This window comes from Leifsonia sp. 10N434, assembly GCF_056394405.1.
On sequence record NZ_JBFTHV010000002.1, the window covers coordinates 1 to 14228 of the forward strand.

12 protein-coding genes are annotated in these 14228 nt (G+C 68.8%); 5 read left to right on the plus strand and 7 right to left on the minus strand.

All coding sequences use genetic code 11. The features are described 5' to 3' along the window. Both AC1DB1_RS05630 and AC1DB1_RS05635 read left to right on the plus strand, forming a co-directional pair. Positions 1-768, plus strand: a 768-nt coding sequence (locus tag AC1DB1_RS05630; RefSeq protein ID WP_477200087.1) for a glycosyltransferase family 2 protein, incomplete at its 5' end; no start/stop codon positions are given. Next, a complete protein-coding gene (locus AC1DB1_RS05635; protein WP_477200088.1) occupies positions 761-2272 on the plus strand; it encodes a glycoside hydrolase family 26 protein in 1512 nt (503 codons plus the stop codon). The genes AC1DB1_RS05630 and AC1DB1_RS05635, both read left to right, overlap by 8 nt. 208 nt (positions 2273-2480) lie before the next feature. On the opposite strand, the gene glnA is transcribed toward AC1DB1_RS05635, so the two are convergent. Beyond that, the gene (glnA, locus tag AC1DB1_RS05640) at positions 2481-3905 is read right to left on the minus strand and encodes a type I glutamate--ammonia ligase (protein WP_271178901.1); all 1425 of its coding nucleotides are present in this window, start codon (positions 3903-3905) and stop codon (positions 2481-2483) included. 140 nt (positions 3906-4045) lie between these two features. Between glnA and AC1DB1_RS05645 the strand changes: the two genes are divergently transcribed. Next, positions 4046-4483: an RDD family protein gene (locus AC1DB1_RS05645; protein ID WP_271178900.1), complete on the plus strand. Its 438-nt coding sequence runs from the start codon at positions 4046-4048 to the stop codon at positions 4481-4483. Positions 4484-4573: 90 nt separating this feature from the next. Here AC1DB1_RS05645 and AC1DB1_RS05650 read toward each other — a convergent pair whose 3' ends face one another. The 3 genes from AC1DB1_RS05650 to lipB are packed head-to-tail and all read right to left on the minus strand — an operon-like array spanning position 4574 to position 6943. Further along, a complete protein-coding gene (locus tag AC1DB1_RS05650) occupies positions 4574-5272 on the minus strand; it encodes a DUF4191 domain-containing protein (RefSeq protein ID WP_271178899.1) in 699 nt (232 codons plus the stop codon). A 49-nt stretch (positions 5273-5321) separates the two neighbouring features. Beyond that, a complete protein-coding gene (lipA, locus tag AC1DB1_RS05655) occupies positions 5322-6311 on the minus strand; it encodes a lipoyl synthase (RefSeq protein ID WP_477200089.1) in 990 nt (329 codons plus the stop codon). Continuing rightward, positions 6308-6943: a lipoyl(octanoyl) transferase LipB gene (gene lipB / locus AC1DB1_RS05660; RefSeq protein ID WP_477200090.1), complete on the minus strand. Its 636-nt coding sequence runs from the start codon at positions 6941-6943 to the stop codon at positions 6308-6310. The genes lipA and lipB overlap by 4 nt, the downstream gene beginning before the upstream one ends. Positions 6944-7054: 111 nt before the next feature. Here lipB and AC1DB1_RS05665 point away from each other — a divergent pair, with 111 nt between their 5' ends. Next, a complete protein-coding gene (locus AC1DB1_RS05665) occupies positions 7055-8521 on the plus strand; it encodes a hypothetical protein (RefSeq protein ID WP_477200091.1) in 1467 nt (488 codons plus the stop codon). Here AC1DB1_RS05665 and sucB read toward each other — a convergent pair. The 3 genes from sucB to AC1DB1_RS05680 form a co-directional block, all read right to left on the minus strand. After that, the gene (gene sucB, locus AC1DB1_RS05670; protein WP_477200092.1) at positions 8518-10080 is read right to left on the minus strand and encodes a 2-oxoglutarate dehydrogenase, E2 component, dihydrolipoamide succinyltransferase; all 1563 of its coding nucleotides are present in this window, start codon (positions 10078-10080) and stop codon (positions 8518-8520) included. The two genes, AC1DB1_RS05665 and sucB, sit on opposite strands and share 4 nt — an antisense overlap. A gap of 65 nt (positions 10081-10145) precedes the next feature. After that, entirely contained in the window at positions 10146-11519 is a 1374-nt protein-coding gene (gene lpdA, locus AC1DB1_RS05675) for a dihydrolipoyl dehydrogenase (RefSeq protein WP_477200093.1), read from the minus strand. A 105-nt stretch (positions 11520-11624) separates the two neighbouring features. Beyond that, positions 11625-13112 (minus strand): leucyl aminopeptidase, encoded by a 1488-nt coding sequence (locus AC1DB1_RS05680; RefSeq protein ID WP_477200094.1) that lies wholly within the window; start codon positions 13110-13112, stop codon positions 11625-11627. Between the two features lie 107 nt (positions 13113-13219). Between AC1DB1_RS05680 and AC1DB1_RS05685 the strand changes: the two genes are divergently transcribed. Further along, positions 13220-14152: a proteasome assembly chaperone family protein gene (locus tag AC1DB1_RS05685; RefSeq protein WP_271178892.1), complete on the plus strand. Its 933-nt coding sequence runs from the start codon at positions 13220-13222 to the stop codon at positions 14150-14152. Positions 14153-14228 lie beyond the last annotated feature (76 nt).

A 14228-nucleotide genomic window follows, 5' to 3' on the forward strand; every position in this document is an offset into this window, starting at 1 on the left:
ACGTCGTTGGTGTTCACGGATGCGCCGTTGAAGGTGAAGAAGCTGTTCAAGCAGCAGTTGCGGTGGGCGCGCGGGTCGCAGTACAACACGTTGCGGATGCTGCCCTGGATGTTGGGCCATGCGCCCCTGTTGGCGTTCTTCTTTGTGACTGACATCATCCTGCCGTTCGTGTTGGCGGGGGTGCTGGGCGGGTGGGTGTATCGGGCGTTCACCGGGCAGGGCTACAACTTCTACCAAGGGTTCCTGGCCGAGTACGGGGTGCAGGCGGGGATCCTCGCGGTGATCGCGTTGATGGTGGCGTCGTCGGTGATCAGCATGTCGATCCGGCAGATCCGGCACCTGTCGGAGAAACCCTCCGACTTCTTCCGGCTGCCGGTGTTCATCATCGTCTCCACCTTCTTCCTGATGCCGATCCGGCTCCTCGGCTTCTTCCGGATGGCACACGCCTCCGGGTGGGGCACCCGCGCCGGCGCCTACGCCGGCGGACCCGCCGAAATCACCGCCGACGACGCCATCCCCGACAACAGCACACCATCCCTGTCACCGCAGCCGGACGCCGGGGGAGCGCGCCTGGCTGCAACGGACGAACCGGACGCCTTCGCCCGGCTCGGCTTCACCGGATCGACGCTGGTCGTCGCCCCGGCTCGGGTCGCGCGCGCCACCGTGGCGCATGCGCGACCTCGCACCCGCCGCGTCAATCCGTACGCGGTCATCCCGTACCTGATCGGTCTCTCGATCCTTGCGCTGGAGGCGATGTTCCTTGTCTAGTACTCCTTCCTGGTGGGCGGGGAGCCGCTCGCGCGCCCGCGTCACGGCCGCATCCGCGACCATCCTGGCCCTCGTTCTCGCGGGGCTCACGTACTTCGTGTGGTCGTCGCCCGACAGCGCGCTGCGCAAGGCGACGGATACGGCGGTCGCGGCGGTCAATCCGCTCGCCGCCCAGAATGCGACGCTCCAATCCGCGCTCGGCTCGGCGAAGGGGACGATCACGACCCAGCAGAAGAAGCTCGCGCACGCATCCACGGCTGCTGCCGTCGCGGCCGCTGCCCACGCGAAGGAGCTCGCGACGGCGCAGCGCCAGGTGCTTGTGGCGCAGGGCGAGGTGGCCCAGCTGAAGTCGCAGCTGTCGCAGGCCGACCCGGGGTCGGCGAGCGGATCCGGGTCGGCCGGCGGCTCGGGCGGCTCGGGCGGTGCGGGAGGGCCCGGCGGCTCGGGCGGTTCCTCGACGACCGGCGGCGGCACGACGAGCACCGGGGGAGACGGGACGACGACGGCTGCGATCACGGCACCCAGTCGTGCCTCGCTGGTGGCGCCGGCCAAACGCTACTTCGGGATGTACACCGAGCAGGCGCCGTTCAACTGGGCGACCCTCGACGCGACCTCGGCGAAGATCGGCGTGCAGCCGAACATGGTCGGCTACTTCAGCGGCTGGGACGAGGACTTCCGGGTGAGCGCGGTCACGCGCGCCTGGCAGCAGGGACGCCTGCCGCTGATGACGTGGGAGTCGCGCCCGATCGCCGCGGGCAACGACTCCAACGTCGCGCCGGACTACTCGCTGCCCAAGATCATCGGCGGCTCGTTCGACGCGTATCTGCACAAGTACGCCAAAGACATCGTCTCGACGGGGCTTCCGCTGGCCATCCGGCTCGATCACGAGATGAACGGAACGTGGTACCCGTGGTCGGAGCTGAACGGCGGCAACCGGTCGATCAACGGCAACAACGTGGGCGACTACGTGAAGATGTGGCGCCATGTGCACGACATCTTCCAGCAGGAGGGAGCGAATGCTCTCGTCATCTGGGTGTGGGCGCCGAACATCGTCAACAACATGCAGCCCTCCTCGCACGCGACGCAGGCCTTCCTCGAGGGCTACTACCCCGGGGACGACTACGTCGACTGGGTCGGCCTCTCGGGCTATCTGCGCCCGCCGTACCGCGCCGGCAACAACTTCACCTTCGACTACACGTATGGCGCGAGCCTGCACCAGATGCGCACTCTCACGTCGAAACCGATCCTGCTGGCCGAGGTGGGGGCATCCGAGACCGGCGGTCACAAGGTGAAGTGGATCAACTCGTTCTTCGACGGCTTCGCGGATCCGGAGAACGCCGACATCATCGGGTTCTCGTGGTTCAGCCTGGCGATCACCAGCTACGTCAGTGGAGAACGGTCGACGAACGACTGGCGCATCGACTCCCGCGCCGACTCGCGGCAGGCCTTCAGCACCGGAATCGTCAGACCGGCGGCGAACTTCACGCTCGTGCCCGCCGACTGACCCCGAGCACCCCGGCGGCGGCTGGCCCGACCCCTCGATGCCCCCGCCGGGGACCCCACGCGATCGAGTTGCGCCGAATGGGCGGTCGGGCGATGGTCGAACCGCCCATTCGACGCAACTCGCTCCCCGTGACCTCGGGGGAGACGCCGGGAACGACAGAAGGCCGCATCCCGGGGATGCGGCCTTCCGTGCGGTGCGGGTGCAGTCGTTACACGCCGAAGTACAGCTCGTACTCGAACGGGTGCGGACGCTGCGCGAGGGGCTTGATCTCCTTCTCGCGCTTGTAGTCGATCCAGGTCTCGATGAGCTCCGGGGTGAAGACGCCGCCGGCGAGCAGGAAGTCGTGGTCGGCCTCCAGCGCGTCCAGGGCCTCGCCCAGCGAACCGGGGACCTGCGGGATGTTCTTGGCCTCCTCGGGCGGGAGCTCGTAGAGGTCCTTGTCGACCGGCTCGTGCGGCTCGATGCGGTTCTTGATGCCGTCGAGGCCGGCCATGAGCTGAGCGGCGAACGCGAGGTACGGGTTGCCCGAGGCATCCGGAGCGCGGAACTCGATGCGCTTCGCCTTGGGGTTCGTGCCCGTGATCGGGATGCGGATGGACGCCGAACGGTTACCGGCCGAGTAGACCAGGTTGACCGGGGCCTCGAAGCCGGGGACCAGGCGGTGGAACGAGTTCACCGTCGGGTTCGTGAAGGCGAGCACAGCCGGGGCGTGCTTCAGCAGGCCACCGATGTACCAGCGGGCCAGGTCGGACAGGCCGCCGTAGCCGGCCTCGTCGTAGAACAGCGGCTTGCCGTCGTTCCACAGCGACTGGTGCGTGTGCATGCCCGAGCCGTTGTCGCCGAAGAGCGGCTTCGGCATGAAGGTCGCGACCTTGCCCCACTCCTGCGCCGTGTTCTTCACGATGTACTTGAACTTCAGGATGTCGTCGGCCGCGTGCACCATGGTGTCGAAGCGGTAGTTGATCTCGGCCTGGCCGCCGGTGCCCACCTCGTGGTGCGCGCGCTCGAGGATGAGCCCGGCGTCGATCAGCTTGAGCGAGATGTCGTCGCGGAGGTCGGCCTGCTTGTCGACCGGCGAGACGGGGAAGTAGCCGCCCTTGTACGGGGTCTTGTTGGCGAGGTTGCCGCCCTCTTCGACGCGGCCGCTGTTCCAGGCGCCCTCCTCGGAGTCCACGGAGTAGAAGCTGGAGTTCTGCTTCACCTCGTAGCGCACGTCGTCGAAGATGTAGAACTCCGCCTCGGGGGCGAAGAACGCGGTGTCGGCGATGCCGGTGGAGGCGAGGTACTTCTCAGCCTTCTTGGCGACCTGACGCGGGTCCTTCGCGTAGATCTCGCCGTTGCGCGGGTTGTAGATGTCGAAGACCATGATGAGCGTGCGCTCGGCGCGGAACGGGTCGACGTAGGCCGTCGAGACATCCGGAATGAGCTGCATGTCGGACTCGTGGATCGACGCGAAGCCGCGGATGGACGAGCCGTCGAACAGCTGGCCGACGGAGAAGAACTCTTCATCAACGGTCGACGCGGGGATGTTGAAGTGCTGCTGGACACCGGGCAGATCGGTGAAGCGGATATCAAGGAACTTGACGTCAGTGTCCTTGATGAACTTGAGCACCTCGGAAGAATCACGGAACATGCGGAGGACTCCCAAATGGGTTGAAGCGGGGCGGACTGCGCGTGCAGCCCGAGTCCCAACCTAGGGGGAGGGAGTTTCCCCGCGGTGACGCAAATGTTTCCGGCATGTTACGCGTACCCCTGGCCGGTAAACTTGCGAGGGTGCCCCAGAATCCCTCCGCCTCCCGTTCCGGCGACATCGCACCGAGCAGATATCCCGGGCAGCGCCTCGGTCTCCCCGAGGAGGGCCGCGGCTCCGTGGGCCGCGCCGGGCGCCGGATCGGCGCCCTCGTCATCGACTGGGGACTGGCGTATCTGATCTCGTGGGGCCTGTTCCGTCATGACGGAACAGCGGACGGCTGGACGACGCTCGGCATCTTCGCCCTGATGCAGATCGTCTTCATCCCGACGATCGGCGGCAGCATCGGCCACCGCGTGTTCGGGATGCGCGTGGTCGCGCTCAAGGGCGGCTGGATCGGGATCTGGCGGCCCATCGTGCGCACCCTGCTGCTCTGCGTCGTCGTGCCGGCCCTGGTCTGGGACTCCGATCAGCGCGGTTTCCACGACAAGATCGCCGGGACGGTCCTCATCCGCGCCTGAGCGCGGCGGGTCAGCCCTGAGCGCGGCGGGTCAGCCCTGAGCGCGGCGGGTCAGCCCTGAGCGCGGCCGATCAGCCCTGAGCGCGGCGGGTCAGCGGGAACGCTGCGCGCGCACCTTCATCGGGTCGATGCCCTTGGGGATCGGCATCGGGTTCTCGAGCGACTGCAGACGGTTGCTGATCGCCATGACCTCGGCCTTGGTGAGCGTCGGCTTGATCTTGGCGAGCGTGCGCGGGATCTTGTGCAGCGGCACCGAGTCGGCATCCGGACCGACGCTGATCGTCGTGACCGGCACGTTCGGGAGCACGCGGTTGACGCTGCGGCGCTGCTCGTCGAGCATCCGGACGGTGCGGGTCTTGGGACCCTCGCTGATCAGCACCACGCCGCCACGGCCGACGGCGCGATAGACCGCGTCCTGCGTCTTGCCGTTGACCGCGATGGGCATCTCGGACCCGCGCCAGCTGCGCTTGAGCGAGCTGCGCAGCACGGCGCCGACGGCACCGGGCTGACCCTCGATCTGCGAGTAGGCGGCACGCTCGGCACGGCGGCCGAGGATGATGAGCGCGATGAGCACGCCGGCCAGCAGCCCGGCGACGATCCAGAGGATCATCGTGAAGACGTTGCCGTCGGACAGGAAGATCGACAGGAGCACGCCCACGATGATCGGCAGCACGAGTCCGCCGACGATGTATGCGACGGCCCGGTTGTCGTAGCGGCGGGTCATCTGGAAGACCTGCCACATCTGCTTCAGACGGCCGGGCTCCTTGGTGGACTTGTCCTTGCGTGCCATAGGTCTAAGGATACCGGCAAGACCGGGCTCGGCGTGACCTCGTTCGCGTTCAGGAAACCGCCTGTGCGAACCCGAGTGACGCGTCGGCCAGCTGATGCAGTTCGGGTGGCACCGGACGGCCCTTCGCCTGCATCGACTGGGCCCACAAGCGCCCGGCGCGGTAGGACGATCGCACGAGGGGACCGGCGAGCACCCCGAGGAATCCGATCTCCTCGGCTTCGTGCTTCAGCTCGACGAACTCGTCCGGATGCACCCAGCGCGCCACCGGCAGATGCCGCGCACTCGGGCGCAGATACTGGGTGATCGTGATGATGTCGGTTCCGGCGTCGTGCAGGTCGCGCAGCGCCTGGCTGACCTCGTCGCGCTCCTCGCCCATCCCGAGGATGAGGTTGGACTTCGTGATGAGCCCGGCAGCGCGTCCCTGGGTGATGACGTCGAGGGAGCGGTCGTAGCGGAACGCCGGCCGGATCCGCTTGAAGATCCGGGGCACGGTCTCGACGTTGTGCGCGAACACCTCCGGCTCGGCCGAGAACACCTCGCCGAGATAGTCCGGGTTGCCGGAGAAATCGGGTACCAGGATCTCGACGCCCGTGCCGGGGCTCTGCCGATGGATCTCGCGGATCGTCTCGGCGTACAGCCACGACCCCTCGTCGTCCAGGTCGTCGCGGGCGACGCCGGTCACTGTCGCGTAGCGCAGGTTCATCCGCGTGACGGACTCGGCGACGCGGCGCGGCTCATCGGTGTCGTAGTCGGCCGGCTTGCCGGTGTCGATCTGGCAGAAGTCGCAGCGCCTGGTGCACTGGGCTCCGCCGATGAGGAAGGTCGCCTCGCGGTCCTCCCAGCACTCGAAGATGTTCGGGCAGCCGGCCTCCTGGCACACGGTGTGCAGGTCTTCGCTCTTCACCAGCGACTGCAGCTGCCGGTACTCCGGCCCCATCTTCGCCTTGGTCTTGATCCACTCGGGCTTGCGCTCGATCGGTGTCTCGGCGTTGCGGACCTCGAGACGCAGCATCCGGCGTCCCTCGGGTGCGGCGCTCACGCGACGGCCGCCAGTTCCTGCTCGAAGCGGGCCTGGACGAGCGGCGCGACGTCCTGAGGCGTCACCGTGCGGCCGAGCACCCGGCTGATCGAGGTGATCCCCGCATCCCGGATGCCGCAGGCGACGATGGCGTCGTACGCCTCGAACCCGTTGGAGCAGTTGAGGGCGAAGCCGTGCATCGTCACCCCCTCGGCGACACGGATGCCGATCGCGGCGATCTTCTCGTCGCGCTGCACCCCGCGGATCCAGACGCCGGAACGGCCCTGCACCCGCTCACCGGTCACGCCGAGGTCGGCGAGCACGTCGATGAGGATGCCCTCGAGCCGGCGGACGTATCCGACGACGTCGATCGGTTCGGCGAGACGGAGGATCGGGTACCCCACGAGCTGACCCGGCCCGTGCCAGGTGATCTTCCCGCCGCGGTCGACATCGATGACGGGGGTGCCGTCTGTCGGCCTTTCGTCGGGCTCGGTTCGCTTTCCGGCGGTATACACCGACGGGTGCTCGAGGAGGATGACGGTATCGGGCGCCCGGCCTGCGACGACAGCGGCGTGCAGGGCACGTTGCTGTTCGAGGGCCTCGAGATACGGCACGGAGTTGGCGCTTAGCCCCGTGACGATAAACGCGGTCACCGGGTCAGTCTATGCGCTCGCCGGTTCTCCACAGTCCACGCCGGCCGCGCGTTGTGCACCGACGTGCGTCGGACGGTTGCCGGTCCGCGGGAGCTGGACTGGGATGGAGTCATGGCGCCGACACCCGCACTCGACCTCGCGCGTCGCGCCTCGGCCCTGGCCGCTCAGCACGACTGGACGACGCTGGCGACGCTGGCAGCCGATGAGCGCGAACTGCGTCAGCTCGTGCTCCCGTCCGGTGCTGCCTTCCCCGTGGAACTCTGGCTGCAGACGCCGTCGCCGGATGCGCACACCAGGGTGCAGACGGAGATCGAGCTCGCGGCCCCCGGCGCGTCCGAGCATCTGCTCGGGCTCGTCGAGGTGGTGACGGAGACGACACGGCGCCGCGAGCTGAGGGGGACGACGGTGGTGCCCGCCGTGCTTCGCGAACACGCCTCAGGCGGCCTGCTCGCCGACCTGCTCGCGCACCGCACCTACCTGAGGGCGGGGGAGGTGGCCACGGTCCTGCTCGGGGTGGCAGCGGGGCTGTCGGCCCTGAACGAGCGCGGCTGGGCCCACGGGGCGCTGACCACGCGGTGCGTCGTGTTCCGGCACGACTCCTGCCCGGCGCTCGCGTCCCTGGCGGGAGCGCGCCGTCTGACGGCGGACAGCGCCGACGGCGACCGCCGCGGCTTCTTGCGCCTCGCAGAGCGGTTGGCCGGCTCCCTCCCGAGGGCCGACGGTGATCGGATCCTGGAGGCGATCCGTGAGCCGCTCCGGTCGGGGAGCTGGGAGTCCGTGTCCGACGCGGTGGCGGTCGCGGTCGAGCCCGAGGCGGTGTTGATTCCCGTCGGGAGTGGCGACGTCGCCGGTCCGGACACTCGGCCGACCGCCGCGCTGGCGTCGCACGCCGTGCCGTCGCGGGCCATGGCTCCGCACGCGGGGATGCTCGACACAGTGCTGGAGGGGCACCCGATCGCGGCGGTCGTGCAGCGGATCACCGGATGGCTCGGCACGCGCAGGAAACTGGTGGCCGTGGCCGTGACGCCGATCGCGCTGGCAGCTCTCGCGGTGGCGATGGTGCCCCCGGACGCCCCGACCTCTGGCGCGGTTCCGACGGTGTCTCCGGCGGCGGCGGCGGCCCAAGACGCCCCGTCGGGCGCCGCGTCCACAGCTCCGGCATCGACGTCGACTCCACGAGTGACAGCGACGTCCAAGGCCTCAGGTAGCAGTGGTGGTGGCGCGGGCGATCAGCGGCTGCGATCCGATGATCCGGTGGTCGCGGCAGCGGGCCTGCTCGCCGCCCGGCTGGCCTGCTTCCGTGCCGCTGCCGAGCCGTCGTGCCTCGAAACATCGCTGCGGGTCGACTCGGCGTTGTACCGGGAGGATGCCGCCGCGCTCGGTGCGGTCGGGGCGGACGTGCTCCGGGACTTCTCGGATGCCCGCCTGGCGCTGGTGCAGCGCTGGGGCGATGCGGCGCTGGTGTCGGCGACACCGTCTGCCGCGCAGAGCGGGGCGAGCGGGAAAAGCGAACCGGCCTCGGTCCTGATGGTCAGGAACGAGGCCGGTTGGCGCTTGCGTGATGTCTATCGCGACTAGATGCCCAGGTTGCCGGAGAAGTCGCCACCCTCGAGGCGGTTCTTCACCGCGACGAGGAAGCGAGCGGCGTCGGCGCCGTCGACGATGCGGTGGTCGTACGACAGCGCAAGGTACACGGTGGAGCGGATCGCGATCGAGTCGGTTCCGTCGGCCGAGATGACCACGGGCTTCTTGGTGACGATACCGGTGCCCAGGATCGCGACCTGCGGGAGGAAGACGACCGGGGTGTCGAACAGCGCGCCACGCGAACCGGTGTTGGTCAGCGTGAACGTGCCGCCGGCCAGCTCATCCGGCTTGAGGCGGTTCTCGCGGGTGCGCTCGGCGAGGTCCGCGATCTCCGCGGCGAGCCCGGCGAGGTCGAGCTCGGACGCATTGCGGACCACGGGGGTCAGCAGGCCGCGCTCGGTGTCGACCGCGATCGACATGTTCTCGTGGTCCGGATAGACGATCGAGTCGCCGTCGATCGTGGCGTTGATGACGGGGTACGTCTTCAGCGCCTCGGCCGCCGCCAGAGCGAAGAACGGGAGGAACGAGAGCTTGACGCCCGTCTTGGCCTGGAAGTCGGCCTTCACCTTGTCGCGGAACGCGGCGACCTTGGTGACGTCGACCTCGACCACGGTGGTGAGCTGAGCGGACGACTGCATCGAGACGACGGCGCGCTCGGCGACGACCTTGCGCAGACGGGACATCGGCTGGGTCGTGCCGCGCAGCGGCGAGACCTCGGGAGTCGGTGCGGCAGCGGGTGCTGCTTCGGCCGGGGCGGCCGCAGCTGCGGGAGCAGCAGCCGAGAGGATGTCCTCCTTGCGGATGCGTCCGCCGACACCGGTGCCGGTGACGTTCGCGAGGTCGATGCCCTGCTCGTTCGCCAGCTTGCGGACGATCGGGGTGACGTAGCCCGCGTTGCCGGCGTGTGCACCGCCCGACGATGCTGCGGGAGCAGGCGCGGCGGCGGGAGCAGGCGCGGCAGCGGGCGCAGGAGCAGCTGCCGCGGGTGCCTCGGCGGGGGCGGCCGCCGGAGCGGGCGTCTCCGCGGCGGGGGCCGGAGCCTCAGCCGGAGCCGGAGCCTCCTGAGCGGGCGCAGGCGCCGCAGCCGGAGCGGCAGCGACCGGAGCCGGTGCCTCGGCAGGTGCCGGAGCCTCTGCCGGAGCAGTCTCTGCCGGTGCGGCTTCCGCCGGAGCGGCCTCCGCGGGCGCGGCCTCGGCAGGCGCGGCCTCGGCAGGCGCGGCCTCGGCAGGCGCGGCCTCGGCAGGCGCAGCCTCGGCAGGTGCCGGAGCGGCCTCGGCCTCAGCGGCCGGCGCGGCCGGAGCCTCGCCACCGCCGGAACCGTCGCCGATCGTCACGAGCGCGGTGCCCACCTCGACGGTCTCGTCTTCCTGCACCAGGATCGCCTCGATCACGCCGGCGATCGGTGACGGGATCTCGGTGTCGACCTTGTCGGTCGAGACTTCGAGCAGGGGCTCGTCGACCTCGACACGGTCGCCAACGTTCTTCAGCCAGCGGGTGACCGTGCCTTCCGTGACACTCTCACCGAGTGCCGGGAGGCTGACGGATTCGCTCATGAGCTTGTCTCCTTCAAACCAATTCGTTCAGTAGCTTATTGCAGTCGCGTCGACGATCGACGGACCTAAAGAGTGTGCAGCGGCTTGCCCGCCAGGTAGAGGAAGGCCTCTCCGAGCGACTCGTTCTGCGTGGGGTGCGCGTGCACGAACGGAGCGATGTCCTCCGGGTACGCCTCCCAGTTCACCGCGAGCTGTGCTTCGCCGATGAGCTCGCCGACGCGGGCACCGATCATGTGCACGCCGACGACGGGGCCGTCGACCACGCGGACGACCTTGACGGAGCCGCTGGTGCCGATGATCTCGCTCTTGCCGTTGCCGGCGAGGCTGTAGTCGTAGCTCGACACCTTGTCGGCGCCGAACTGCTCGACCGCCTTGGCCTCGGTGAGGCCGACCGACGCGACCTCGGGGTCGCAGTAGGTGACCTTGGGGATGTTGACGTCCGCCACGACGATCGGGTTCAGGCCCGCGATCTCCTCGGCGACGAAGATGCCCTGCTGGAACCCGCGGTGCGCGAGCTGCAGGCCGGGGACGATGTCGCCGACGGCGTAGACGCCCGGGATGTTCGTGTGCAGGCGCTCGTCGGTGATGACGAAGCCGCGGTCCATCGTGACGCCGACCTCTTCGTAGCCGAGGTTGGCGGTGTTCGGGCCGCGCCCGACGGCGACGAGGAGCAGTTCGGCCTCAACGGTGTCACCGTTCTCGAGCGAGACGACGACGCCGTCTTCGTTCTGGGTGACGCCGGCGAACCGCACGCCGAGACGGTAGTCGATCCCGCGGCGCCGGAACGCGCGCTCGAGGGACTTGCTGATGGCCTCGTCCTCGTTGGGGACGAGGTGGGGGAGGGCCTCGATGATCGTGACCTCGGCGCCGAACGACTTCCAGACGCTGGCGAACTCGACGCCGATCACACCGCCGCCGAGCACGGCGACCTTCTTGGGAACGAAGTCGAGCTCGAGCGCCTGCTCGCTGGCGATGACACGGCCGCTGATCTCGAGCCCCGGAAGGGAGCGGGAGTAGGAGCCGGTGGCCAGGATGACGTTCTTGCCGACGATGGTGTTCTCGCCGACCTGCACGGTCGTGGGGGAGACCAGGCGGCCCTCGCCCTCGATGACCGTGATGCCGCGAGCCTTCACCAGGCCCTGCAGGCCCTTGTACTTCTTGGCGATGATGTTCTGCCGGTATTCGGTGACACCGTTGATGTCGATGCCCTGGAACTCCGTGATGATGCCGTACTTCGACGACTCACGCGAGTAGTCGGCCACCTCGGCGGCGTGAAGCAGCGCCTTGGTGGGAATGCATCCTCGGTGCAGGCAGGTGCCTCCGACCTTGTCTTTCTCGATCATGCCAACGGTGAAACCGAGCTCGGCCGCACGCAGCGCTGCTGCGTAGCCTCCACTTCCACCGCCGAGCACCACAATGTCAAAGTTCTGCTCAGACACCCAGCTACTCCCTCGCGCATCAGGATTCGTGACACGACCCTGCCCCGAGGGATCACTCGTGGGCAGGCGTTGATTCGGCAAGATTTTCTTGCCTCTACGACCCTACTACTTCCGTGAAAAGTCCTCGGCCAACCGGATGAGCGCACGGACGGTCACGGCGGTCGGGCCCTTGCCGGTGAATCCGTAGGGCGCGGCCGGACCCTTCGCCGGTCCGGCGATGTCGAGGTGGGCCCACGGGATGCGGGGCGAATCCTCCGCATCTCCTGTGCGTCCGACGAACTCCTGCAGGAAGACTCCTGCAAGGAGCATCCCGCCTGCCGTGTTGCCGGGGTTCGCGTTGGCGATGTCGGCGACGTCGGAGTTGATGGTCGCACGCAGCTCGCCGGGGAGCGGCATCGGCCAGAGCAGTTCGCCACTGGTCTTCGCCGCGTCGAGCACCCGCTCGACGAGGGCGTCCTCACCCATCACAGCGGCGTAGCGCGTGCCGAGAGCGACCATGGCGGCACCGGTCAGGGTGGCGACGTCGACGATCGCATCCGGGTTCTCCTCGCTGGCGGCCACGAGTCCGTCGGCCATCACGAGGCGCCCCTCCGCGTCGGTGTTGAGCACCTCGACGGTGCGGCCGCCGCGGATGCGGAGCACGTCGTTCGGCCGGATCGCCGAGCCCGACGGCATGTTCTCCGCGATGCAGAGCCACGCGGTCACGGTCACGGGGAGGGCGAGACGAGCGGCGGCGAGCGTCACGGCCAGCACGGTCGCGGCGCCGGTCATGTCGTACTTCATGCCGACCATGCCGGTCGGCGGCTTGAGGGAGAGCCCGCCGGTGTCGAAGGTGATGCCCTTGCCGACGAGGGCGAGGTGCGCGGTCGAACCGGCGGGGTCATAGGTGACCTTCACCAGGCGAGGGGGCCGGGTGGAGCCCTGACCGACACCGAGGATGCCGCCGAAGCCATCGGCGGCGAGCTGCTTCTCATCCCAGACGGTCACGTCGACGGGGAGGCCCTGCGCATTCGAGCGCGCGGCCTCGGCGAGCGTCTCGGGATAGAGGTCGAGAGGAGGCGTGTTGACGAGATCCTTCACCAGGGCGACGGCCTCGGCGACGGCGGTCGCCCGCGCCACGAACTGGTCGCCGTCGGCGCTCGAGCCGAGCACCTCGATGGTCGCGACCGGTGTCTTCGTCGCCGATTTGGAAGCCTCGCGGTAGGCGGTGAAGGCGTACGAACCGAGAGCAGCGCCCTCGAGAACCGCGCCGAGCTGCTCGTCACCCTCGACCGGGAACGCGATGCTCACCGATCCCGTGCCCGCGAGCTGCCGGATGCCCGACCCGGCGGCATACCGCAGCGCGTCCTCATCCACCGCGTCCGGAACGCCGATCACGGCGATGGGCGTGCCGCCCTCGAGGCCGGGCAGTCGCACCAGCTCGTCGCGTCCGGCCGTGAACCCGATCGCGTCCAGCTGAGCTGCGATGGCCTCGTAGCCCTCCACGGTGAACAGGGTGGCCGACCCGCCGGACAGCCGGGCGCCGATGAGCACGATGTCGGACGAGGAAGAAGGAGTGCCTGCGGGGGAGAGCGAGAGAGAAGGAACCGTCATGCATCGAATCTACCGCCCGGGGCCGCGAGCCCCCTGTTCGCTGTGGGCGTGAGGCTTCGCGGCCTGTTCGCAGGATTCGCCCGCAGGGGTCGGCCTAGAGTTAAAACATGCACGATCCTGGCGAACTCTACGACCGCAATCCGGCCCTCGAGGTCCCGGAGGGTCTCCACCTGGTCGCCGGCCTCACCGGGTTCGCCGACGCGGGCTCCGGCGTGAGCCAGCTCGGCACCTACCTTCTCGGAACGCTCGACACCGACGTCGTGGCGACGTTTGACGCCGACATCCTGCTCGACTACCGCGCGCGCCGCCCGATCATCTACTTCGATCAGGATCACCTCACCGACTACCAGCCGGCGACGCTCAAGCTGTATCTGGCGTACGACGAGTTGCGCCAGCCGTTCCTCCTCCTCTCCGGCTTCGAGCCCGACTTCCAGTGGGAGCGCTTCACGCAGGCCGTGCTCGGGCTGCTGGACGAGCTCAAGGTGAAGAGCGTCACGTGGGTGCACGCCATCCCGATGCCGGTGCCGCACACCCGCCCGATCGGCGTCACGGTCAGCGGCAACCGCTCCGAGCTGATCGAGACGATGTCGATCTGGAAGCCGCACACCCAGGTGCCGGCGAATGCGCTGCACCTGCTGGAGTACCGGCTGCAGCAGCTGTCGTACCCGATCGCCGGGTTCATCCTGCTCATTCCGCACTATCTGGCCGACACGGAGTACCCGGCCGCCGCCATCACGGCGCTCGACAGCATCAGCGCAGCGACCGGCCTGATCTTCCCGACCGACCGGTTGCGGCAGGAGGACAGGGAGTTCATCGCGAACATCGACGAACAGGTCGCAGGCAACGCCGAACTGGCGCGGCTGGTGGGCACCCTCGAGGAGCGCCACGACAGTTATATGGAAGACAACCAGCTGCGGTCGCCGCTGACCGACAGCGAGGGGGAGTTGCCGTCGGCCGACGAGATCGCCGCCGAACTCGAGAACTTCCTCGCCTTCCGCCGTCACGGCGACGACGAGCCGGGCGGTCCGGCCGCTTCCTGACCGGATGCTCCGCCGACCCGTCGTCGAAGTAGGGCCCACGCGCGGGCGCCTCCGCGACGGGTAATACGCTTGACGG